Below are 24,697 nucleotides of genomic sequence, written 5' to 3' on the forward strand. Positions count from 1 at the left end.
CTAAACTTGCGAGGGTGTTCGTCGTTCGATGAGCATGAACGACGATGATCGGATTTCTCGATGTCTGACCACTCTCAGGTAGCTCACCCGTCTGTATCGGGCGGTGGCGATCTGGACGCAACGCTCCCGGCGACGGCCGCTCAGCGTGAGGTGTGGGTTGCTCAGAACGTCGATCCGAGCAGTCCGGTGTACAACATCGGACTTGTCGTCGAGGTCGACGGGACGATCGACGTCGAGCGCGCGGCAGCGGCGATCAAGGCCACAGTCGGGCGCGTCGAAGCGCTGTTCGTGCACTTTCGGGCGAATGCTGACAACCAGCTGATCCAGGTGCCGATTCCGGATGCGCGCTGGGATGTGGAAATTCTCGACCTTCGCGCCGAGGCGGATCCCGATTCGACTGCGCAGTCGTGGATGGACACCGACATGGCTCGGGTCTTCGGTGCGGACGATCTGCTGTTCCGCCAGGTGCTTCTGCGAACTGCTGACGACCGAGTCATCTGGTATCAGCGCTATCACCACAGCGTGGTCGACGGGTACGGCATCTCGCTCATCGTCGCCGACGTCGCCGAGCGGTACGACGATCCGGACCTCGAGACTGCGGCGCCGGTGTGGTCGCTCGATGCGGTGGTGGCGGCCGATCTGGAATACCGGAACTCTCCGCGGTTCCTGCTCGACCGTCAGTACTGGGTCGAACGAGTTGAATCAGGACCGGAAGCGACGCGGATTTTGCATGGGCAGGTGGATGATTCGCTGCCGCCGATCGCGGCGATGCTCACGCTCGACGTCGATCGTGCAGCGCAGCTCTATCGCTATGCCGCCGACGCCGGGATTCGGCGAACTCGCCTGCCCATGGCTGCGCTGATCGCGTACATTGCACGAACCACCGGACAGCACGACGTTGTCGTCTCGGTGCCGATGGCCGCTCGGGTGGGTCGCGACATGCGGCGCACTCCCTCGATGGCGTCGACGATTCTGCCGCTCGGTATTCGGGTCGAACGCTCGGAAACCATCGGCCAGTTGGCAACTCGTCTCGACACCGCCTTGATCTCGATACTCAAGCACGGGCGGTACCGGGGAGAGGATCTCGCACGCGACGTGCGAGCAATCGATCCCGACCGCCAGGTCTTCGGTCCCGGCATCAACTCGATGATGTTCGAACACACACTCACCTTCGGCGGCTGCCCGGTGCGCGTGCGTAATTCGGTGACCGGTCGAGTCAGTGACCTGGATCTGAGTGTGCGCGGTGGTCAGGACGGGGAACCGATCGAGATCGACGTCCGCGCCCCGGCCGGATTCGACAGGGAGTTGGCCGATCACACCGCCAGAATCGAACAGTTCCTCGATCGATTCGTGGCCGAGCCGCAGCTTCCGATCTCGGCACTCGACCCCATGTCGCTCGCGGAGCGTGAACTCGTGCTCCACGGGTGGAACGACACCGCAGAACCGCAGCCCGTGACGACGGTGCCGGATTTGTTGCGCAGCAGCTTCTCGGCCGATCGGGGCGCTGTCGCCGTGGTCGACGGCAACGTTCGGCTGACCTACGGCGAGCTCGAAAGTCGGGTATCGCAGCTCGCCGCGCACTTGATCTCGCGCGGTGTCGCATCCGAAACCGTTGTGGCGATCGGCCTTCCGAGATCCGCCGAGATGGTGGTGGGGTTGTTGGCCGTCATGTGCGCCGGCGGCGCCTTCGTGCCACTGGATCCGTCCTGGCCCGCAGAGCGCCGCGAATCGGTCCTCGCCGATGCCGGTGCCACATTGGTGCTCACCTCGGACGGCGTAGACGACTCCGTATTGGTCGATCTCTCCGCGTGGGCATACGAGGACGGGCCTTCGGACCTGTCCGAGATAATGACCTCTGGCATTCGTATTCACGGTGCCCAACTCGCGTACGTCATCTTCACGTCCGGTTCGACCGGACGTCCGAAGGGCGCCATGATCCGCCACGAGGCAATCTGCGCAAGGTTGCTGTGGCAGCGGGAGCGGATTCTCGGGTTCGGGTCCGGCGATGCCTCTCTGTTCAAAGCCCCACTCTCGTTCGACATCTCGATCAACGAGATCCTGCTCCCGCTCGTCTCCGGCGGTCGATTGGTGATCGCGAAGCCAGAGGGGGAACGCGACCCGCAATACCTGCTCGACCTGATCGCCGGAGAATCGGTCACTTTTGTCTACTTGGTTTCGTCGATGCTCGACATCCTTCTGGATCTGGCGAACGGGACCGATCAGCTCGATTCGTTGAAGCACGTGTGGTGCGGCGGTGAGGTTCTCACGCCTGAACTCTTCGATCGGTTCCGTGCCCAACTGTCCACGACGCTGTATCACGGCTACGGGCCGGCGGAAGCGACTATCGGTGTCTCCCATGTGATCTACCGCGAGGACGCGGAACGAATTGCCACATCCATCGGGCGCCCGAACCCCAACACTCGCCTGTACGTGTTGGACGGCGACCTGCAGCCGGTTCCGGTCGGCACCGGCGGCGAACTCTACGCAGCGGGCTTCTTACTGGGGCGCGGATATGTGGGCGCGTCGGCGTTGACCGCGTCTCGTTTTCTTGCAGATCCCTTTGTTTCCGGCGATTTGGCCGGATCCCGGATGTATCGCACCGGTGACTTGGCTCGATGGACCGCCGACGGCACCCTCGACTTCCTGGGGCGCACGGACAATCAGGTGAAGATTCGTGGCATGCGCCTAGAACTCGAAGACGTCGAAGCCGCCGTGATCTCACACCCCGGAGTGCGCCACGTGGCAGTTCTGGTGCGTCAAGCACCCACAGGTGCAAAGTATCTCGCCGCGTACGTGAGTGCAGCGTCGGGGACGAACCTTGCGGTCGACTCACAGGACATTCGCGAGTGGGCGGCGAGCAAGCTGCCCGACTACATGGTCCCGACCACCGTCACTGTCCTCGACGAGTTTCCGCTCACGGCCAACGGCAAACTCGACCGTCGAGCCCTTCCTGAGCCCGATCTCGCCGAACTGAGTGCACACGTCGCCGCGAGAAACGAAGTCGAACAACAATTCTGCACGTTGATCGCGTCGGCGGTAGGTCTCGAATCGGTTGGCGTGACCGACGATTTCTTTGCACTGGGCGGTGACAGCATCGTCGCGATCTCGCTCGTGACCGCGGCTCGTGCAGCCGGTTTGTCGATCAGTCCACGCGAGGTGTTTCAGCTGCGCACCGCAGAGGCGATGGCGCGCGCCCAATCCGGCCGAACGGCTGAGATCGTCGATCATGCGGACGAACCGATCGGCCACGTAGCCACGACGCCCATCGCTGCCAGGGCCCTCGGGACGCCGGACGCAGCACGAACCTTCCATCAGCGAGCGCTGATTCAGACTCCGTCAGCTTTGACGTCCGAGCACGTCGAGGCGGCGCTCGATGCCCTGGTGGCACGCCACGATGGACTTCGTGCGAAGTTGACTTCCGAAGGATCGCTGCTTGTTCCGGCCACCAACGAATCGGCTGTGGTCTTCGAGACCCGTGCACTACCGGTGCCGCTCGCAGAATGCGGACCGCTGATCGTCGCCGAGACCGAGCGAGCCGTCAGGCGTCTGAACCCGGCAGACGGCACGATGGTCAGTGCTGTTCTCTTCACCACTGCGACCGGTCCCGGAAGACTGTTGCTTGTCATCCACCACGCGGTCGTCGACGGTGTCTCCTGGCGCATCATCCTCGAAGACCTTGCGCGCGCGGGTATCGCAGCGATACAAGGCGACGAACCCTCACTCGCTCCGGTCGGCACGTCGGTGAGAAGGTATGCCGAACTCGTTTCGGAGGCGGTCGGAACCGGGCGACTGGACTCGGAGATCGAGTTCTGGGACTCGGTGACTTCCGCACGACAGTCACCTCTCGGCCGTCGGGCACTCGACCCGGCAGTTGACCTCGCGCGCACCGCTGCGGCGCGATCGATCACCCTGCCTCCGGAATTCGCCGATCGGTTGTTGGGCAGTGTCCCACGGGCGTTCGGGGCCGACGTGAGCGAAGTGCTGATCACCGCATTGGCCGTTGCGCTGACCAAGTGGAGCGGTGCCGCATCGGTGACCATCGACTTGGAAGGGCACGGACGCGACGAAGACATCGTTCGCGGTGACGGCGCTGCGCACGTCGACCTGACACGTACTGTCGGATGGTTCACCACGGTATTCCCGGTTGCACTCGAGATCGGTACAGCCGCTCCGGATCTCGAAGCGAGCGGCGAGTTGGCGGCGGTTCTCAAGAGTGTCAAGGAGCAACTTCGACGCGTCCCGAACGCAGGGTTCGGGTACGGCGCATTGCGATACCTCGGCAGCTCGGATCAGTTGCGTAGCGTCGCAGCACCCGAGGTGGTGCTCAACTATCTGGGGCGCACTGCAGTTGCAGAGGGGGACTGGTTCCCGGTGTCGATGGACGGCGCTGCCGATCCGTCCATGCCGTTGGGTCACGCGTTGTCTGTCGACGTCGTAGCCGAGGAAGCGGCCGGTGGGCCACGACTGCGGGCCACTCTGACCTGGGCGTCGAATATCTTCCTGCGTAGCGATATCGACAGGTTTGCGCGGTTGTGGCTGGACTCGCTCAAGGCCGTGTCCGGGCTCGCAGCCTTCGGCGGCGCGACACCGTCCGACTACCCTCTGGTGGCGCTCACTCAGGCCGATGTGGACGGGTTGCCGAAGGCAGAAGAGATTCTCCCGCTCACTCCGTTGCAGGAAGGGATCTACTTCCATTCGGCTTTTGCCGATCCGGGGGCTGATCAGTATGTCGTGCAACAGGTCGTGGAGCTGACCGGCGCCGTGGACAGCGCGGCTCTGCGCCGTGCGCTGCAATCCGTCGTGGATCGACACGAGGCGCTGCGCACCGGATTCTCGGTCCTGGGCGACGGCCGGGTCGTGCAGGTGGTGCACCCGAGCGTCGTCGTGGAGATGGCAGTAGTCACGGATGCCGGCGCCGACGTGGATGAACTGCTTTCCGCCGACCGCGCGCGCGGGTTCGACCTCGCGCAGCCGCCGCTCGTCCGTTACACACTGCTCCGTGCCTCTTCGGAGAAGTACCTTCTGCTGCAGTCGATTCACCATGCGGTTGCAGACGGATGGTCGGTCCCGGTGATGCTGCGGGAGCTGATGGCGTCGTACAGCGTTGGCGATTCCGGCGTGGTGCTCCCGAGTCCGGCGCCGTACCGCAGCTACCTCGAATGGTTGGCCGACCACGATCACGAGGCTTCGGCAGCGGTGTGGAGAAAAGCACTGAACTCTCCCGGGCCCGCGGTCGAACTTCCCGCGCCGAGCGCGGGCAGCAGCGGAATCCATGCTACCCGAGTCGGGCTGTCCGCCAGTGATACTCGCGCGCTGTCGACCACCGGACGCTCCTACGGTTTGACGCTGAGCACGCTCGTGCACGGCGCCTGGGGACTGGTGCTCGGCCGAATGACCGGCCGAACAGACGTGCTGTTCGGATCAACCGTATCGGGACGCGGTGGAGACCTGCCCGGCATCGAGTCCATGGTGGGCTTGTTCATCAACACTGTGCCGGCTCGGTTGCGGTTCGATCCGGCAGAGACAGCCGCGCAAGCACTTTCTCGTTGGCAGAGGGAACAATCGGAACTACTCGACCATCAGTACCTGGGGCTACCGGAACTGCGGCGGACCGGCGGACTGGAGCAGAACTTCGAATCACTGGTCGTGTTCGAGAACTATCCACTCGGTGACACGGCAATCGCTGATCCGACGAACTCGGTGAGACTGACGGGAATTCGATTCGACGAGCGACCGGCCTACCCGCTGACCCTGATCGTCGTCCCCGGCGATCAATTGGCGTTGGAGCTCAAGTACGACACTGCTCAGGTGGACGGCGATGCCGCTGCGTCGCTGGCGGAAGCTCTCGCAGTCGTGCTAGCAGAACTCTCTCGCGATCTCGACCAGGTCATCGGCCGGATCGCGCTGGCACCCGCACAGCCCGGGAGCGTCGGCACGGCCTTGGATCGGCCGCGCGCAACGCTGACCGAGTTGCTGCAGGATCAAGCCGGGCGTACGCCCGAAGCCACCGCAGTGATCTTCCGTGAAGAGTCGTTGACCTACGCCGAACTTCACTCTCGCGCTGATCGTTTTGCGCATCTGCTGCGCGAACGTGGCGTCGGACGCGAATCATTGGTGGCGGTTGCCTTGCCGCGCTCGGTCGATCTGATGGTTGCGATACTCGGCATCGGGAAGGCAGGGGGAGCGTACGTTCCGCTCGACACCGGCTACCCGGCGGAGCGGCTGACGTACATGCTGGACGACGCCGATCCGGTGTGCGTCGTGGTGTCGGAAGATTCTTCACTCGATTCGGGTTCGGTTCCGCGGGTGACGGTATCGGAGTCCGCGCAGTTCCCAGCCGAACCGCTGAGTGTCCCAGGATCGCCCGCGGATGCCGCGTACATGATCTACACCTCGGGTTCGACCGGTCGTCCCAAAGGCGTTGTGGTCACCAACGAGGGTGTCGTCAACCGATTGCTCTGGGCACAGCAGATACGTCCGCTGGACTTCTCCGACCGGATGCTGCAGAAGACCCCGTCGAGTTTTGACGTCTCCGTCCCCGAATTCTTCTGGCCGTTCCTGGTGGGGGCAACTCTGGTGATGGCCGAGCCGGACGGGCACAAGGATCCGGGCTATCTGGCCGACGTCATCGTCGAACATTCCGTGACCCGAGTGCATTTTGTTCCGTCGATGCTGGAAGTTTTTCTTGCGCAGCCGAAAGCAGCACTGTGCTCTTCCCTCGAGATCGTCAACTGCAGCGGTGAGGCACTGCCCGTTCACGTTGCACGCAAGGTTGCCGAGATCCTGCCGAACGTTCTGGTGGACAACCTCTACGGCCCCACCGAGGCCGCCGTCGACGTCAGTTGGCAGCCGTCGGTGCAGGACACTCCGGCAGACGCGGTCAGTGTCCCGATCGGCGCACCCGCCGCCAATACCGGCCTGTTCGTTCTCGATCCGTATCTGCAGAACGTACCGGCCGGTGCCGCCGGTGAGCTGTATCTGGCTGGACCACAACTGGCGCGTGGTTACCATGGACGTGGGGGATTGACTTCCGAAAGATTTGTGGCGAATCCGTACAGCGACGGCGGCTCGCGGATGTACCGGACCGGTGACATCGTGCGGTGGAATGCCGACGGCGTTCTTGAGTACCTCGGCCGTGTCGACGAGCAGGTGAAGGTTCGTGGATTCCGCATCGAGCTCGGTGAAATCGAAGCGCAGTTGGCATTGTGCCCCGGAGTCTCGGCAAGTGCCGTGATCGTCCGAACCGACGGTCCGAGTAACCGCGCACAGGTGGTCGCCTATCTGGTCGGAGATGCTGATGACGCTGCGGTTCGAGGGCAGTTGTTGTCCGTGCTACCGGAGTTCATGGTGCCGAGCGCGTTCGTGCGGCTCGAGTCCCTGCCGCTGAGCCCGAGTGGCAAGCTCGACCGAAAAGCCCTACCGGCACCGGATTTCGCGGCACAGGTGGGCGAAACGACGGGAGTAGTTTCCTCGGGCGTTGCAGACCTGCTCGCCAGGCATTTCGCGACAGTTCTCGGCCTGCCACGCGTCGGGGCACGCGACGACTTCTTCACTCTCGGCGGCGACAGTATCCTGGCGATCCGACTGGTCAACCTGGCTCGTCGTGATTCGGTAGTACTGACCCCGCGTCAGATCTTCGAATTGCGCACTCCCTCTGCGATCGCCGCAGCGGTGGGTGATGTCGCCACGTCGGTTGCCACCGTCACGGCCGACATCGGCGTGGGTGAGCTGGTTCCGCTGCCGGTGGTGCACCGCTTGTCCGAATGGACGGGTGGTACCGATCGCTTCAACCAGGCAGTTCTGATCCACTCTCCGGCAACATCTCTCGATTCGATCACCGGCGCATTGCAGGCCGTGCTCGATCACCACGACGGACTTCGCCAAACCTTGATCCGACATGACCGCGGAATGTGGTCGGCGCGGATCGAGGAACCCGGCAGTATCCGGGCAGCGAACCTTGTCGAACGCGTTGATGCTCGGGGACTGGATGACACCGAGTTGCGGACGCTCATCACCGAACGTTCCGAGTGTGCGACCAGTCGTTTGGATCCGTCTGCAGGACGGATGGTCTCGGTGGTCTGGTTCGATTGTGGCGCTGATAATCTGGGCCGACTCGCGATAGTCGCGCACCATCTGGTCGTGGACGGGGTTTCGTGGGGAACCCTGCTCGAGGATCTCGCGATGGCCTGGGTGGCCGTCGAGGCCGGAGAGCCCGCAGCATTGGACGCCGTCGGAACTTCGCTGCGTACCTTCTCCCGCACGGTGGCCGAACACGCAAGCAGTGCTCATCGATTTGCCGAACTCGATCACTGGTTGACCGTGACCGCTCCGGGCGCGGAGTTGATCCCCGGTACCGCGAGCTATGCCGTTGTATCCGGAGGCGCGAGGCGCACGGTCACGGTGGACGGAGCAATCTCCGAGGCGGCACTCGGAACGGTTGCGGCAATGCTGGGTGCCGAGGGAACGGATGTTCTGTTGGCTGCGTTGGTGATGTCGGTCGAGCGCTGGCGTCGTTCCACCGGTCGCAGTGAGCGCGAACTGCTGGTCGATCTCGAAAGGCACGGCCGCGAGGAATTGGTACCCGGGACCGATCTGTCGCGAACAGTCGGCTGGTTCACCACGATTGCCCCGATGCGACTGCTCGGCGGAACCGACCCGGTGGACACGCTGCGCGAGGTGAAGGAGAGCCTGCGGGCGGCTCCGGACGGCGGTATCGGCTACGGGATGTTGCGGTACGTGAATGCACGTACGGCATCGAGATTGGCGGGGCGCTCCGAATCTCAGATCCTGTTCAATTATCTCGGACGTACGACGACAGCTGGATCGACAGCATGGTCCCTGGCAGCGGAATCCGAAGCCATGTCCACCGATCCCGACGCAGACATGGGAGGTCCGTATCGGCTGATCGTGAATGTCGTCAGCGTGGATTCGGAACTCCGTGCCGACTTCGCTTGGGCAAGTGAAGATTTGTCCGAGGAGGATGCGCAGTCACTCTCCGACGGCTGGGTTTCGGCGCTCGGCGATCTGGCGGCTGCGGCCGCGGAGCATGACGGGCCTCCCATCCTGACCCCGTCCGATGTGCCGTTGCTCGACCTGAGTCAGGCCGAGATCGACGCGATAGCCGACGCGAGCCCGGCCGGTGTCAGCAGCATCCTCCCACTCTCACCGTTGCAGGAAGGCCTGTACTTCCAAGCCGGCTACGCAGGCAGCAGCGACAGCAGTAGTGGTGGAGACATCTACACGGCACAGTTCTCGATGGATTTCGGGCACACCCTCGATGTCGACAAGTTGGCTGCGGCCGCCCGGACACTTCAACGACGAAATCCCACGTTGCGAGCGGGATTCGTGAGCGAAGGACTGAACGAGCCCGTGCAGTTCTTCAGTGCGGGACTCGATGTTCCCGTCGCCGTCCACGATCTCCGTCAACTCGACGACTCGGCTGCTCGTGAGCGCGCCGAGGCCGTCGCCGCCCAAGACAGAGTGACTCCATTCGACCTGACCGCGCCGCCGCTGTGGCGTATGAGCGTGCTGCATCTGCCCGGCGGACATGATCGACTGGTGATCAACAGGCAGTTCCTGTTGTGGGACGGCTGGTCCAACGGCCTTGTCGTCAGTCAGCTTCTGGCGCTGTACGACACCGGCGGGGACGACAGCGCATTCGGCGAACCCGAGGGGTCGTTCGAGGCCTACCTCGCCTGGTTGGCCGACCGCGACGGTGCAGCCGCCGACGCGGGGTGGCGCGGAGCGCTCGCAGGACTCGAGGAGCCGACGCTTGTTGCCGAGCCGACGCCCGGCGTCGAACCTCAGCTTCCGGATCGCCGCGATGCGGTTCTGTCGGAATCGCTTTCGCGTGCATTGCGGGAGCGCGCTGCCGCGTCCGGCGTCACGTTCAATACGGTATTGAACGCAGCGCTGGCTCTGGTGCTGGCGTCGGCCACCGGTCGACAGGACGTCGTCTTCGGCTCCACGGTTGCCGGAAGGCCGCCGGAGGTACCGGGAATCGACACCGTGGTGGGCATGTTCCTCAACACCGTTCCCGTTCGGCTGCAACTGGATCCGAACGAGAGCGTCGAGGAACTTCTTCGTCGCACTCAGGCGGATCGACTTTCGCAGATGCCGTTCGACTATCTCGGATTGGCCTCGATCCAGCGTGTTTCCGAGCATCGTCAACTGTTCGACGTGCTGATGGTCCTGCAGAACTTCGTGGACGAGAAGCAAGTCGACGCACTCAATGCCGCACACGACGTGAGCGGCAGCGACAGTATCGATCACACGCACTATCCGCTGACCGTCGTGGTCACCCCGGGTGCCACCGTCAACGTCAAGTTCGAGTTCCATCCGCACCTGGTGACAGCGCGCCGAGCCGAGGACCTACTGGGTCACTTCGTCGATCTGCTGCAGAGTTGGTCGCACGACATGACGGGATCGGTTGTCGCATCTCCGGTTCCCGCAGTAGGGCGGCTGACACAGATCCGGGATTTGCCGGAGCGTACCATCGCCGACCTGTTCGAAGAGGTGGCGTCGACGCAACCGAACGACACGGCACTCGTGTTCGGGAAGCGTCGGATGACCTACGCCGATCTCGACGGCGAGATCAATCGGATGGCGCGGTTGCTGATCAACTACGGCGCCGGGCCGGAAAAGATCGTGGCTCTTGGTCTGCCGCGCTCGGTGGACATGGTCGTCGCGCTCTTCGCCGTATTGCGCACGGGCGCTGCCTACCTACCCCTCGAACTCGACCATCCGGCCGAACGGTTGGCCGTGATGATCGACGACGCAGATCCGGTCGTGTTGCTGACGACTGTCGCCGCCGCACCGAAATTCGAAGGCGCGGACGTCCGCACCGCGGACATTCGGACCATCGTGCTCGACGAGCCGGACACTGCGGCAAGGCGACTGACGATCTCGGCGCGGGCACTCTCCGCGGCGGAACTCGGAGCATTCGCCCCGGGAGCACCGCATCGGCTCGACCACCCCGCGTACGTCATCTACACCTCCGGTTCGACCGGCAAGCCCAAGGGCGTGGTCACCGGTTACCGCGGCTTGACGAACATGCAGTTCAACCACCGCGAGGCGATCTTCGAACCGGTGATCGCCGCGACGGGCCGGCGCCTGCGGATCGCGCACACCGTGTCCTTCGCCTTCGACATGTCGTGGGAGGAACTTCTGTGGCTCGTGGAAGGTCACGAGGTGCACATCTGTGACGAGGATCTGCGTCGTGATGCCGAGGCGCTCGTTGCATACTGCGACGCACAGGAAATCGACGTCGTCAACGTGACACCGACCTACGCGACGCACCTGATCGACAGCGGGTTGCTCGACGACGGTGTGGGACAACACCGTCCTCCGCTGGTCCTGCTCGGCGGTGAAGCCGTTCCGGATTCGGTGTGGAACAGGCTGCGCGAGACCGAGGGAACCGTGGGCTACAACCTCTACGGTCCGACGGAATACACGATCAACACTCTCGGCGGCGGAACGGCCGACAGTGTCACCCCGACGGTCGGCAAGCCGATCTGGAACACCACGGCGCACATTCTCGACGGCTGGCTGCGACCGGTCCCCGACGGGGTTGCCGGCGAACTGTACATTGCCGGAGCCGGTTTGGCTCGCGGCTACCTCGGACGCTTTGCGCTCACGTCCGAGCGCTTTGTCGCAGAACCGGCCGGGACCGGAGAACGTATGTACCGCACCGGGGATCTGGTGCGGCGACGCGCTGACGGCAACCTGGACTTCCTGGGCCGCACCGACGACCAGGTGAAGATCAGAGGTCACCGCATCGAGCCGAGCGAAATCGTCTCCGTCCTCGAATCCGACGAGCACGTGCGGCAAGCAGCGGTCGTGGTCGACGTCGGGGCGGGCGGAGTCAAGAGGCTCGTCGGCTACGTGACACCCGTGCAACTCGGCGCCCTGCACGACTACCGCGCGCAGGCGCGAGTTCTCCTACCCGACTATATGGTTCCGGCCGTGGTGATCGAGGTGGAGTCACTACCGATGACCGTCAACGGCAAGCTCGACGTCAAGGCACTGCCCACGGCCGATTCGGTGCTGGGGGAGCGGAGTGGGGAGTCGATTGCACCGCGGAACCACACGGAAGAGGTTCTCTGTGAGCTCTTCTCCGACGTACTCGATGTGGACGACATCGGTGTCGACGACAACTTCTTCGACCTCGGTGGGCACTCGCTTCTGGCCACCAAACTGATCAGTCGAGCTCGGATCGCCATTCCGAACAGTCTGACCATGCGTGATCTCTTCGAAGCGCCGACCGTCGCGGAACTCGCGGAACGCATTGTGGCCGAGCAGGGATCGACGCGACCGATGCTGGTAGCGAAGCCGCGGCCGGACCACCTTCCACTTTCTGCCGCTCAACAGCGTTTGTGGCTGATCGGACAGATGGAAGAGAACTCCGCGGCCTACAACTTCCCGATCGTGCTCCGCTTGGACAGTGCATTGGACGCGGACGTCTTCGCCGCGGCGCTGGGTGACGTCGTTGGACGACACGAATCCTTGCGTACGGTCTTCCGGTTGGTGGACGGAACACCGGAACAGATAATTCTCGAATCGGCGAAGGTTCCGGTCGAGACAGTTCATTCACGGGAATCCGGTGTCGCCGGTGAAGTTGCAGTGGCAGTAGGCCGTCCGTTCGACCTTTCGAACGAGATTCCGATTCGCGCCCGTCTGATCCGAGTAGACGGTGCCGTAATCGTCGTGATCGTCATGCATCACATCACAACGGACGAATGGTCCGATCGGCCGTTCCTGCGCGATCTGATGTCTGCCTACTCCTCTCGGATTCAGGGCGAGGAGCCAGCTTTCGAACCGTTACCGGTTCAGTACGCGGACTACACCCTGTGGCAACGGGAATTGCTCGGCAGCGCCGACGATCCGTCGAGTTTACTGAGCACGCAGTTGGACTTCTGGGCGAAGAGTTTGGACGGAGCCCCCGAAGAACTGCTGCTTCCCGCCGACCGGAGCCGACCGGCCAGACCGAGTTTCTCCGGTGGCGCAGTGGTAACACGGTTGGGTGTGGACACAACTGCCGCACTGCGAGATATGGCGCGCGAGAGCCAGAGTTCGATGTTCATGGTCCTGCACGCGGCGTCGGCGGCGTTGCTGACTGCGCTCGGAGCGGGTGAGGACCTTCCCCTCGGCGCTCCCGTAGCCGGACGTAGTGAACAGGGGCTCGACGACTTGGTCGGCTTCTTCGTCAATACGATTGTGCTGCGCACGGATACGTCAGGTAACCCGACGTTCCGGGAGTTGGTGGATCGCGTTCGCGAGGGAGACCTCGAGGCCTTCGCCAACGCCGATGTTCCCTTCGAAACTGTGGTGGAACGCCTCAATCCGTCGCGCACCTTGGCACGCAACCCGCTTTTCCAGGTCATGGTCGGCTATCACAGCCGCGAGGAGATGGGCGGGGATCCGTTCGAACTCGAGGAGTACACAGCCAAGTTCGATCTGGTGTTCAACTTCACCGAGTACCTCGGCGACGAAGGCTGCATCGACGTCCGACTCGAATACGGCAGCGACCTCTTCGATCGCGAAACAGCACAGCGAATTTCGAACCGATTGGAATCGGTGATCGCTGCAGTCGTGGAATCGGCCGACATTGAGATCGGCGACATCGACATCTTCTTGTCAGGCGAACTCGAGCAAGTTGTCACCTCGTTCAACGACACCGCCGTCGACGTGCCGGAGGAAACATTCTACGACGCCTTCGCGCGTGGGGTCGCTGATACACCCGAGGCGATTGCGGTGCGCGACGAGGCGGGGCAGGCCACTTACCGCGAGCTCTCCGAGCAATGTGATCGGATAGCCGGCGTGCTGTATCGGCGCGGGGTCTCGGTCGAAGACGTGGTGGGACTTGCCGTCCCGCGTTCGGTGGAGATGGTCGCATCGGTCCTCGCCGTGCTCAAGCTGGGGGCAGCGTATCTACCCCTGGATCTGAGCCACCCGAGCGAGCGCATCGCCTACATGCTCACCGATTCTCGCACCTCGGTACTGCTGTCCACCTCGGAGGAAAGCTCGCGGATCGAGGATGTGGCCGGTGTCGAGCGAATCCTCTTGGACGATCCGCTGATACGTGCGGAACTGGACGAGGCAGTGATCGTCGAAACTCCCAGGCCACCAGTTGGCGTCAACCACGCAGCCTATGTCATCTACACTTCGGGATCGACCGGCAAGCCGAAGGGCGCTGTCCTTTCTCATGACGGTATTCCGAGTCTTGTTGCCACAGCCGAGGTTCGGATGCGACTGGTACCGGGTTCGGTGGTGATGCAGTTTGCTTCGGTCGGCTTCGACGTAGCGGTATTCGAATTGGCGATGGCTCTGTGCACGAGCAGCACCCTGGTGATCGTGCCGCAGAGCGCACGAGTGGCCGGCCCGGCGTTGACCGATTTCATGACGAGCAATCGCGTGACTCATGCAATCATCCCTCCCTCGTTGCTGGCCGCCCTGCCGGCGGGATGTGAAGTACCGCAGGGTTGCACGGTGTTGGTCGGAACCGAGACGGTTCCGCCCGAGCTGATCGGGCGATGGGCGGAGCGGCTGAATTTGCTTGCCGCATACGGACTCACCGAAGCCACGGTGAACAACACACTGTGGCAGGCGGAACCCGGTTGGAACGGTGCTGTGCCCATCGGAGTCCCAGACCCCAACGAACAGGCGTACGTGCTCGACGATCAACTGCGTCCGGTTCCGCCGGGAGTATCCGGCGAGCTGTACATCGCGGGACGAGGCCTGGCGAGAGGCTACCTGGGCCGATTCGATCTGACGGCACAGAGATTCATCGCCGATCCCTTCACCGCGGGCGATCGCATGTATCGCACCGGCGACCGAGCGCGGTGGCGCTCGGACGGGAACATCGACTTCCTCGGCCGCGTGGACGATCAGGTCAAGATTCGCGGTTTCCGAATCGAATTGGGTGAAATAATCGGAGCTCTCAGTGCCCATCCTTCGGTGAAGCAGGCAACGGTCGTCGCGGATCGGCAGGGCGAAATCACGCGCCTGGTCGGTTACGTGTCACCCGAACCCGGTGCTGTGGTGGACACGACGGCAGTGCGAAATCTCGCTGCAGTGTCGTTGCCCGACTACATGGTCCCGACCATGGTTGTCGCTCTCGATGGTCCGCTCCCGTTGACGCCCAACGGAAAGCTCGACCGCAAGGCGTTGCCCGCTCCGGACTGGTCGGAGTTGGCGGGTGATGTTGCTCCTCGCTCTGCCGTGGAGTCCACGGTTGCAGCTGCCTTCGCGGAGATATTGCAACTCCCGAGCGTCGGAGTCCACGACAGTTTCTTCGAACTCGGTGGACATTCGATGGCTTCGATGAAACTCGTCGGTCGCATTCGTGAAGCGTTCGGCGTGGACGTCAGTATTCGAGACGTGTTCGACGCACCGAGCGTTGCGGAGTTGGCGGCAGTCGTTGCGCGTTCGGAGGGTGGACGCCCGGTCCTGGCGCCGGCGGCGAGGCGTCCGGAGACTATGGGTCTGTCTGCGCCGCAACGTCGTCAGTGGGAGTTGTTCCGCGCAGCCGGCGAGCACCCGCAAGCAAGCCACGCTCTGGCGCTGACCCTGAAATCGAAGATCGATCCGGAGATTCTCGGGCACGCCTTGGACGATGTGACGTCGCGGCACGAACCCCTGCGGACCACCTTCGTCGAGGTCGACGGCATCGTCGTGGCAAGAGAATCGGTGCGGCCGACTGTCGATGTGGTCGATGTCGGCGCCGGCGATGTAGGTCGAGTGGTGTTCGAACTGGCTCAACTTCCGATGGATCTGCGTGAGCAATCGCCGTTGCGGGTTCATCTGGTGCTCGGTGAAGACGGCTCTCGGACACTGCTTCTCGTCATGCACTACATCGCCGTCGACGAGTGGTCCGTAGTGCCGCTGCTGGGAGATCTGGTCTCTGCTTATGCAGCCAGGTCGCAGGGAGATCAACCGATCTGGGACGAGCTTGCGTTGACCTACGCCGACTACACCGTGTGGTCGGACGAGCTGTTGGGAGACCCCCTGGACGTCGACAGCCGTGCCTCGAAGCAGCTTGCGTACTGGCAGGATGCGCTCGACGGAATACCGACCAGTGTGAATCTTCCGTTGCCGGAAGATGACTCGGAACCTCGGGGCGACGTGGTCTCTGTCGCCATCGACGCGGATCTGCACGCCAGGATCGACGCACTGGCTGCGCGCACCGGGACGAGTATGTTCATGGTCCTTCAGGCTGCGCTGGCTGCCGTTCTCACGAAGGCTGGGGCGGGTACCGATCTTCCGATCGGTTCATTGGTTGCGGGCAGGTCGGATCCCCGTCTCGAACCGATGATCGGATCCTTCTTCAATGTTGTTCTCCTGCGCACGGATACGTCCGGTAGTCCGACGTTTGTAGAATTGCTCGGTCGGGTGAGGGAAGGCAACCTGGAAGCGCTGAGCAATCAGGACGTCTCATATGTGTATGTCGAGCAGGCTCTGGGTAATCCGGCGTCGATGAGACCTCAGGTGATGGTGATCCATCACCAACAGGCGGATTTGGACGGGCTCGGCGACTTCGGTTCTCTCGTACCGATTCCGGTGGGAGTGCCCGCTGTGGATTTGACGTTGAGTTTTTACGAGCCGGTGGGCGAAGGGCCTGTTTTTGCAACTCTCGGGTTCCGTGCCGACCGCGTCGATGCGGGCGCGGTCCGTGGATGGGCAGGTCAGCTGGTCGACGTGATCGAGGCTGCAGCCATCGCCGAAGGGGATGACGTGAGTGAAGGGGCGAAACTATGACATACGTCGCATCGCTCCGCGGGGTCGACCGCTATACGGGGGCTCACAGTATTGATACCCTCACCTCATTAAGGGTAGCCTTTGCTACTTACTTCGGGACATCGATTGGCGACCTTATCAGGTCGTCCCGTCGGGGATGGACTACCTGTAATGAGTGAATCACCGAGAGACTCCAGCGCCGAACCCGCCGTGGTCGACATCGTCGGCGTCGGGTTCGGTCCGGCCAACCTCGCGTTGGCCATCGCTGTCGAAGAACACAATGCAAATTGTGCAGCCGTTGATCGGGTGAATGCGCGGTTCTTCGAAAAGCAGTCTCAGTTCGCGTGGCATCCCGGGATGCTGCTCGACGGTGCCACGATGCAGATCGCGTTTCCGAAGGACCTGGTGACGTTCCGTAACCCACAGAGCGGATACAGCTTCTTCTCGTATCTGTTCGAGCAGGGGCGGCTGGTCGACTTCGTCAACCACCAGACCTTCTTTCCCACGCGCCACGAGTTCAACGACTACCTGTGCTGGGCAGCTCGACGAGTCGACGCGGATGTGCAGTTCGGTACAACCGTCGACGGGGTCGAGGGCATCAAGAACTCCGACGGCGTTGTCGATCGCTTTGCGGTTCGCACAGCCGACGGTGAAACGGTGATCGCCCGCAACATCGTCGTCGGCGCCGGATTGAAAGAGCGGATCCCGGAGTGGGCAACGCCGTCGTCCCGGTGCTTCCACAACCACCAGTTCCTCTTCCACCTCGAAGCAATGCCTGAGCCCGTGCACAACCGGTTCGTTGTTCTCGGTGCCGGTCAGAGTGCCGCGGAGATCGTCGACTACCTGCACGCGAACTACCCGAACGCCGAAGTCCACAGTGTTTTTGCCCGCTACGGCTACAGCCCGGCAGACGACAGCCCGTACGCAAATCGCATCTTCGATCCCGAAGCCGTCGATCAGCTGCACGGCGCCGACGCCGCGGAACGACGTCGACTTCTCGATCTGCACCGCAGTACCAATTACTCGGTCGTCGACATCGAACTGATCAACAAGCTCTATGCCACCGAGTATCAGGAGATGGTTCGCGGGCCGCGGCGACTGTTCATGCGTCGGGCCTCGGAGATCACGAGTGCCGTGGAGACCGAATCCGGCATCGAACTGGCCGTCCGCAGCAACCTCGACGGCTTGACCGACACGCTGTCGTGCGACGCACTCATTCTGGCCACGGGTTTCACCCCGGCGCCGCTGGACAATTTGTTGGGTGAACTCGTGCCGGATTCGTCCGTTCCGCGTAACGTCAGTCGGGATTATCGACTGGCTGTAACGGAGGACGTGACAGGCGGTATCTATCTGCAGGGTGGGACAGAACAGACTCACGGATTGACGTCGTCGCTGCTGTCGAACGTGGCAGTGCGGGCGGGGGAGATTCTGGCGTCGGTGCTGAGCCACCAGAACCGAACTGGTGCGCTTGCTAGTCTGGGCGCACAAGACACGTACGTAACGAGTGAGGCGAGATGAGCACTAACCCTTTCGATGACGAAGACGGCCGCTTCTACGTGCTGGTGAACGACGAGGACCAGCACTCGCTGTGGCCCACGTTTTCCGAGGTCCCCGCCGGCTGGCGCGTGGTGTTCGGTGAAGACAGCCGCAAGGCGTGCCTCGAATACGTCGAGGCGAACTGGACCGACATGCGTCCGAAGAGCCTGCGCGAGGCAATGGAAGCTGATCAGGCTGCCGGCGGAAAGCACGCAGTCGAGAGCTGATTCTCTCACTGCTCGGAAACCCCCGAGTGAACCGAAAGAGCTGGGCACCGTCAGGTGCCCAGCTCTTTCTGCTTGAATCTCTCTTACTTCTCGGTGACGGGAACGCGGCGTTTGCGCTTGCGGACCATCGGTCGGCGTAGCGAGTCCACGCGCATCAGGATTCGTGGACGACGCAGTGTTCGTGCTCCCCATTCGCCGAGCGTCACGCCAGCAGCCAGGGCGCAGCCGATACCGAATGCCGACAGCAAAGCAGTCAGACCGATCAGTACCTGGTCGTTGAGCAGCGCGTACAGGCCTCGGTACAGCGACAGACCGGGGAGTAGGGGAGTGATGCCTGCGACCGCGACGACCAGCGGAGGCGTCAGGGCGCGGCGAGCCATCAGACCACCGGCAAGACCGACGACGGTCGCCGCGATCGCTGCGGCGATCACGGGGCCGACGTCGAGTGTTTGCACGAAGATCGACACACCGCTGCCGGCCGCGCCGCCCAGGAATGCCGCGGTGAGTGCACGCCGCTCGGCGTAGCAGGCAAGAGCGTAGAAGACCGACGCACACGCGCCGGAGAGCATCAGGATCGGCAACTGCGTGATGGTCGATACTTCCACGTTGATCGGTGGAAGCGTCGAACCCAACATCCCGGTCATTCGCAACGAGATCGCGACGCCCGCGATGATGCCGCCCGTCATCATCACCACTTCGAAGAATCGCGCGACGGCCGTGATGGGCGCACCCATGATCGCGTCCTGGACCGAGCCCACCAGCGACAGCCCCGACAGCAAGACGACCACGCCGGCCGCGATCACCAGCGACGGCCGGATACTGATCCCCAGCTGATCTTGAAAGGTATAGAGCGTCGCGGCGGGCGCAGCCGCGATGAGACCACCGACAACCTGCTGGAAGAAGAACGGTAATCCGAACCGGTTCAGTACGCGGTTGACCCGATCGATCACCATCGTCGTCAGAAACGCGACTGTGGCAACGAGGAACCCGCCGCCGAGCAGGACGGAGACCGAAGCCGCCATCGCTGCCCAGGCCATGGTTGCGGTCCATCGGTTGTACGGGTGCGGCGCCGTCGTGATGGCTGTGAGTGCGTCGTGCGCTTGGTCCGGTGTGATCGCCTCACGGCGGATACGACGCGTCAGACGGTCGACAGCCGCCAGTCGCGTGAAGTCCATCGAGCGGTAGTGGACGATGCGCATCGTGCTCGCCGGCGGTCGCGTCGGGCCGCGATAGGCAGAGAGCACAATCGAGTTGTAAGTGACGTCGACGTCACACTGAGCAAGGCCGTAGGTGGCGGCGATGAACTGCACCTGCTCCGCCGTGTCCATGGCCGCGGTCCCGGAGGCGAGGAGGACTTCGCCGACCCGAACCGCCAGGTCCAGAACTTCTGCGACGACGGCGTCGTCGGTGAGGTCGATCGGTTGTAGCGGCGCGGGAGCCGACGTGACCGTGTCGACGGTGGCTTGGCGGTTTCCCGTCAGGCGTGTGAGTGCTTCGGTGAATTTCGCCATCAGGGGGCGGAGTGGGAGTTGCGCATGGGGCCCACGCTATCTAACGTGACCCGGGCGCGGCCACCGTGACGGCTTGGATATGATGGCTCCGCAAAGTCAGTCGCGGCAACGCGTCGGTCTTCGCCTCCTTAGCTCAGTGGTAGAGCACTCGCCTTGTAAGCGAAAGGTCGTCGGTTCAATCCCGACAGGAGGCTCCGAAAGTAGAGGCACTCACCAAGATTCTGGTGGGTGCCTCTGTGTTTGCCGAATTACTGTGTTTGCCGGGTTCAGTTGGTCTCAGGCTTGTTCGTGGCCTGGCGCGGATCGATCGCGCCGTCGATGTACTGCTGGGCGATCACTCGCAGTTTGACGTTGCTGCGCTGTGAGTCCTGTATGAGGATGCGGAAGGCGCGGTCGGCGTCGACGCGGTGGGTGCCCATGATGATGCCCTTGGCTTGTTCGATGACGCCTCTCGATTCGAGTGCACGCTCGAGGTCCATCGCGTGCTTTCTGGCGATGTCGAGGCGCTGCGAGCTGTGCAGCGCGTAGGACGAGGTGACGGCGAACAGTTGGAGCAATGCCACGTCGGCGCCGGTGAAACCTCGGAGGTCATGGCTGTAGAGATTGAGGGTTCCCAGTGGGCGATCTCTACCGGGCAATGGCATCGACAGAAAGCTGACGGCGCCGACTGCTTTTGCCGCGCTTGCGAATTGAGGCCACCGGCTGTGGGCTTCGCTGGCATGCGCACGTACAACCGTGCCCGTGCGTGACGACGTCACACTCGGTCCGTAGTCCAGTCGGAATTGGATCGAGTCGACGGTGCGAACGAGTTGGTGGGTGGCGGCTACGGTTCGGAATGTCGAATCCGAACCGCCGATGGTTATTCCGGCCATGTCGGCGTCGGCGATGAGATCGACGGCGTGTTTGCAGACCTGTTCGAGAAATTGCTCGGCCTGGGCATGTGGATCGAGGTGCGCGTACAGCGATTGCAGGGCGTCCGAGGCGGCGTCCAGGCTGTCCTGCGACGCGGAATTTCGGCCCCCGGTAGGGCCGCGGTGTTCTCTGGCAATGCGCGGCGCCGTCATTGTCTCAACCACCCTTCCCCATCACGTCGCAGGCATGTCCGATTCGTCTTATTGTTGCACCGGACTAACTGTTGTGCACTCTGTTTGGGTGGACAAGTGTCTGGTGGGGCAGACGGTTATGCGGGTGGGATACGTATGCCTAATCGTGATGTTTGGTTCAGTCATTTGCGGGTAGTCCGCCGAGAATGGAATTGCGTTGTCCTGCAACAGTTAACGCGGAAACTGCGACCGCGGTACAAGTTTTCTCCGCAATGGCGCGCAGGTCGCGAACTTGGCCTATTGTCAGCGCCAGCGCACAATCTTGTACGCGTAACCCGCAGACAGTGAAGGGGATACGACGATGAACGGACTGATCGCGGCTCTGAACAGTGGAATGACCGTTGGCTTGGCCAACACGATTCTGACTTTCGGCGGAATCATCATCAATCTCAACATCGTGATCAACAACTGACCGCGTAATCGGCGAGTAACCGTTTGTTATGCCGATTCGATCGGAAGGTCCGGCCCTGGGCGTTCGCCCTTGCTCTTGAGCCAGCGATTGGGAAGCTTGCCGGCCAGTTCTCCGAGTGGACCGACTGCAGCACTGAGGATTCCGACTGTTTCCTGCAGTACCTCGACGCTGGCGCTCATTCTCTCGAGGTTGGGGGCGAGCGAAGTCAAGGTATCGGACAGTGCAACGATCTGGTCAAGCGGGCCGCCTTCGGCGATGAGCCGTTCGAAGGCGCCGTTCTCCGCCAAGAGTGTTTCGAGGATGCCGTTCTCGGCCAGTGCGCGATCGATGACACCGTCCTTGGCAGTCAGGCGTTCGACGGCACCGTCCTGTGCGGTCAGGCGTTCCAGCGGACCGTCCTCCGCCATCATTCGGTCGAGGAGACCGTCCGGGGCGAGCAACCGTTCCAAAGCGCCGTTCTCGGCGAGCACCCGATCCAACGGTCCGCCGGGAGCAAGAAGTCTTTCGAGTGGTCCGCCGGGAGCGAGAAGTCGTTCGAGAGTGCCGTCGGGTGCAGTCAGTTTGTCGACCGGGCCGCCGGGTGAGAGAAGGCGATCGAGCGGCCCACCGGGGGCCAAGGCCTGCCCGATGGGCCGATCGTCTGCAGTAAGCGATGACAACTGCTGGATCATCTGCATGGGTCCGCGGGGGCTGGCCAGGCCTGCAGCACCCGCCGTCACGGCACCGGTATTACCGACGGCGATACGGACGGTAGCCACCGTCAGCTCGGCGATACCCAAACTGATCTCTGCGGCTGCAATGCCCGCGCGTAGGGGAAGCGTGAGCATCTCCAGCAGTTTCATGCGTTAACTGTAACCGGTAACACACAAACACTCATCAGGATCGCCGGTCAGTGAAGGACCTTCAGACCGACCACACAACCGACGATGCCGAGGATCAGCAGAATCTTGACGACCGACGTGGACTCCGCGCCGGTGATCATCGCGTATCCGACGGTCAGGGCGGCGCCGATGCCGACCCAGACCGCGTACGCAGTTCCGATGGGAAGGGTGCGCATTGCATACGCGAGGCCGGCCATACTGACGATCAGGCCGAGGATGAAGACAACGGTGGGTGACATCTTGCTGAATCCGTCGGACTTACCCAGCGCGGTAGCCCAGACAGCTTCGAAAAGTCCGGAAATGACGAGCACGATCCATGCCATGGTGAACAACTCCCAAGGCACCGTCTTTTCGCTGGCCGGGTACGGTGCGCTCGTCCGGATGTCGTCGTTGACCACCCAACCATAGCAACAGAATTCTGCGTTCCGACCCGATCAGCTGGCGATTTAGGTCACCAAAGCCGTTCGAACTCTCTTCAGATGGATGGTCGACATGGCCACCACGATCGTCGCCGTCGCAGCGAGAACAGTCAAAGGAATCGGCGTGGTCACGGCGGCCGGTCCGTGTTCCTCGAGCGGAGCGGTCGACCACCCGAATTCCTGCGAGACAGGGTCCAGGAAGGTCGCTGAAACCGAGAACAAGGTAAGAGTGAAGGGAAGTACGGACCCGCTCGCGACTGCTCCGACGGCAACAGGCATGCATGACGCGACGGCCAGTCCCAGCGCAAGGGGGAGGACGAAGACGTAGGCAACCGTGGTCAGGGCGGCATCCAGCAATCCCGAGAGTGTGGTCACGGCAAGGAGTCCCAGCCCGAGTTGGGGCATCGGTCTTTTCCAGCCGACGGCGACGCCCAGCGCCAGGGCAGCACCCACCGCGGGCACCGCCCAAGTCCAGTCGGATGAAAAGGAAATCGAGCTGATCGAAACCGCGCCGATTGCGAGTCCGGCGAGTATGAAGCGGGCGTCGTGTTGCGGCAAACGCCAAGCCAGTGCGACGGTAACGGCAACCGCGATCACCACCGCCGTCACCCAGGACCCAGGCGATGTCGACGTCGAGCCCAACCACGCATACAGGGCCGTGAATGCCAGGGGCAGAACAACTCCCAAAGTCACCAGGCGTGTGTCGACGTCGTCCGTCTCTTGACCTGATCGTGCGGCCAAGGCGACTCCGGCTACCAGAAGGGTTGCAGCGAGCAGTATCCAGACGGGAACCGTGGACGGCACGGGGTAGGTATCGCCCGGAAGTGCGAGCGACCACCTGGCGACGCGATCGCGCCACAAGTCTGCGCCGCCGAAGTACAGGGTCGTCGCGGTCACCCCGAGTGCGAGAGCAATTTGTGCTGCGCGGTGACTCTTCGTCGGATATGCCGCCGCCGCGAGGAAAGTGCCGGCTCCCATTGCGTTCAGGGTCACCGATATCGAGGCGGAGACAGGGACGAATGCTGGTAACGCGATGACTAGGGCGCCAACTGCAGCGAAGACACTCGCGAGTCCGCCACGTCCCCAGCGATGTAGTAGCGCAACACCGACCGCCGCAACCACAGCGGCAGTTGCTCCCGCCCACTGCGGTGTGATCACCACCGAGGTGAGGCCGTCGTCGGAGAACGAGAAGTCGTCAACTCGAGACTCGGCCACTGCGTACGCGGCCACCACACCGCCGACCAGCGCGGACGCCACCGAACCGTAGAGCTGTGCGATTTGAACTGGGCTACGTTGCTGCATAATTCGTCGAATTTTTGCACAACTCGCCGATACGACTGATCGTCGCATCGCCGTGCGGATCCATCCACACTGGTTCCCCGTCTCGAAGTCGAGGAACAAGCAGATGGCGCCCTCGGCTCGGCCACTGAACGAAGTCGTAGCCGGCCAATTTGGTCTGAACGATATCGGCGACCCACACCGCAGCGTCCGCGAATGCAGTATCCATCGACAGTGCGTTGAAGTGGCTGAATCCGCCGATGTCACGTGCGCCTTGCCAGCCGATCGTGACGTTGTAGTCGCTGTTGATCGGAAATTCCCAGATCAGACGATCGACAACAACTTCAGCTCCGAATCGCAGGCAACGCAGATCTTGGGCTACAGCCGCGAGGGCTTGTGCCCAAGACTCCGGTGGCGCGAAGCCGGGATCCTCGCCGGGATCGGAGTTGTTGGTGAACAGAGGAATACGCCAGGTCAAGCATTCCATGTTCCACAGTGGAGGAAGTGACATGCCGCATCCTTCCGGTTCGTGGGCCTGTACCCCAGCTTTTCGCCTGTACCCCAGCTTTTCACCTGCACCCGGCTTTTCACCTGCA

At 62.8% G+C, this 24,697-nt stretch carries 9 protein-coding genes, 1 tRNA gene and 1 riboswitch; of the genes, 4 read left to right on the forward strand and 6 right to left on the reverse strand.

Translation table 11 applies throughout. The annotated features are described in order from the left end of the window. The first annotated feature begins 60 nt into the window (after positions 1–60). From AC3WQS_RS12035 to AC3WQS_RS12045, 3 genes are all read left to right on the forward strand, one after another. Positions 61–16,755, forward strand: coding sequence for an amino acid adenylation domain-containing protein (locus tag AC3WQS_RS12035; RefSeq protein ID WP_492713395.1), 16,695 nt, complete (start codon positions 61–63; stop codon positions 16,753–16,755). A gap of 150 nt (positions 16,756–16,905) precedes the next feature. Continuing rightward, positions 16,906–18,252, forward strand: coding sequence for a lysine N(6)-hydroxylase/L-ornithine N(5)-oxygenase family protein (locus AC3WQS_RS12040; RefSeq protein WP_019747015.1), 1,347 nt, complete (start codon positions 16,906–16,908; stop codon positions 18,250–18,252). Beyond that, the gene (locus AC3WQS_RS12045) at positions 18,249–18,497 is read left to right on the forward strand and encodes an MbtH family protein (RefSeq protein WP_003945538.1); all 249 of its coding nucleotides are present in this window, start codon (positions 18,249–18,251) and stop codon (positions 18,495–18,497) included. Before AC3WQS_RS12040 ends, AC3WQS_RS12045 begins: the two co-directional genes overlap by 4 nt. A gap of 83 nt (positions 18,498–18,580) precedes the next feature. Here AC3WQS_RS12045 and AC3WQS_RS12050 read toward each other — a convergent pair whose 3' ends face one another. Next, the gene (locus AC3WQS_RS12050; protein WP_019747016.1) at positions 18,581–20,008 is read right to left on the reverse strand and encodes a threonine/serine exporter family protein; all 1,428 of its coding nucleotides are present in this window, start codon (positions 20,006–20,008) and stop codon (positions 18,581–18,583) included. A 122-nt stretch (positions 20,009–20,130) separates the two neighbouring features. Between AC3WQS_RS12050 and AC3WQS_RS12055 the strand changes: the two genes are divergently transcribed. Further along, positions 20,131–20,202 (forward strand) — tRNA-Thr (locus AC3WQS_RS12055). A 72-nt stretch (positions 20,203–20,274) separates the two neighbouring features. On the opposite strand, the gene AC3WQS_RS12060 is transcribed toward AC3WQS_RS12055, so the two are convergent. The 5 genes from AC3WQS_RS12060 to AC3WQS_RS12080 form a co-directional block, all read right to left on the reverse strand. Beyond that, a complete protein-coding gene (locus tag AC3WQS_RS12060) occupies positions 20,275–21,072 on the reverse strand; it encodes a GAF and ANTAR domain-containing protein (RefSeq protein ID WP_020968516.1) in 798 nt (265 codons plus the stop codon). A 477-nt stretch (positions 21,073–21,549) separates the two neighbouring features. Continuing rightward, a complete protein-coding gene (locus tag AC3WQS_RS12065) occupies positions 21,550–22,365 on the reverse strand; it encodes an ABC transporter (RefSeq protein WP_446696386.1) in 816 nt (271 codons plus the stop codon). Positions 22,366–22,412: 47 nt separating this feature from the next. Continuing rightward, positions 22,413–22,727, reverse strand: coding sequence for a DMT family transporter (locus tag AC3WQS_RS12070; RefSeq protein WP_020906330.1), 315 nt, complete (start codon positions 22,725–22,727; stop codon positions 22,413–22,415). A 14-nt stretch (positions 22,728–22,741) separates the two neighbouring features. Beyond that, a riboswitch (guanidine-III (ykkC-III) riboswitch) is annotated at positions 22,742–22,807 on the reverse strand. A gap of 43 nt (positions 22,808–22,850) precedes the next feature. Further along, positions 22,851–24,125 (reverse strand): hypothetical protein, encoded by a 1,275-nt coding sequence (locus tag AC3WQS_RS12075; protein ID WP_084326889.1) that lies wholly within the window; start codon positions 24,123–24,125, stop codon positions 22,851–22,853. After that, a complete protein-coding gene (locus AC3WQS_RS12080; RefSeq protein WP_492713394.1) occupies positions 24,112–24,612 on the reverse strand; it encodes a hypothetical protein in 501 nt (166 codons plus the stop codon). The genes AC3WQS_RS12075 and AC3WQS_RS12080 overlap by 14 nt, the downstream gene beginning before the upstream one ends. Between the last annotated feature and the right edge of the window lie 85 nt (positions 24,613–24,697).

It is taken from the genome of Rhodococcus sp. FW305-130, from assembly GCF_058788335.1.

Excerpts from the sequence above, each read along its gene's own strand:
- AC3WQS_RS12040 (WP_019747015.1), top strand. The coding sequence starts at position 16,906 with ATGAGTGAATCACCGAGAGACTCCAGCGCCGAACCCGCCGTGGTCGAC.
- AC3WQS_RS12070 (WP_020906330.1), bottom strand. The coding sequence starts at position 22,727 with ATGGCATGGATCGTGCTCGTCATTTCCGGACTTTTCGAAGCTGTCTGG.
- AC3WQS_RS12060 (WP_020968516.1), bottom strand. The coding sequence starts at position 21,072 with ATGACGGCGCCGCGCATTGCCAGAGAACACCGCGGCCCTACCGGGGGC.
- AC3WQS_RS12080 (WP_492713394.1), bottom strand. The coding sequence starts at position 24,612 with ATGTCACTTCCTCCACTGTGGAACATGGAATGCTTGACCTGGCGTATT.
- AC3WQS_RS12065 (WP_446696386.1), bottom strand. The coding sequence starts at position 22,365 with ATGAAACTGCTGGAGATGCTCACGCTTCCCCTACGCGCGGGCATTGCA.
- AC3WQS_RS12075 (WP_084326889.1), bottom strand. The coding sequence starts at position 24,125 with ATGCAGCAACGTAGCCCAGTTCAAATCGCACAGCTCTACGGTTCGGTG.
- AC3WQS_RS12035 (WP_492713395.1), top strand. The coding sequence starts at position 61 with ATGTCTGACCACTCTCAGGTAGCTCACCCGTCTGTATCGGGCGGTGGC.
- AC3WQS_RS12050 (WP_019747016.1), bottom strand. The coding sequence starts at position 20,008 with ATGGCGAAATTCACCGAAGCACTCACACGCCTGACGGGAAACCGCCAA.
- AC3WQS_RS12045 (WP_003945538.1), top strand. The coding sequence starts at position 18,249 with ATGAGCACTAACCCTTTCGATGACGAAGACGGCCGCTTCTACGTGCTG.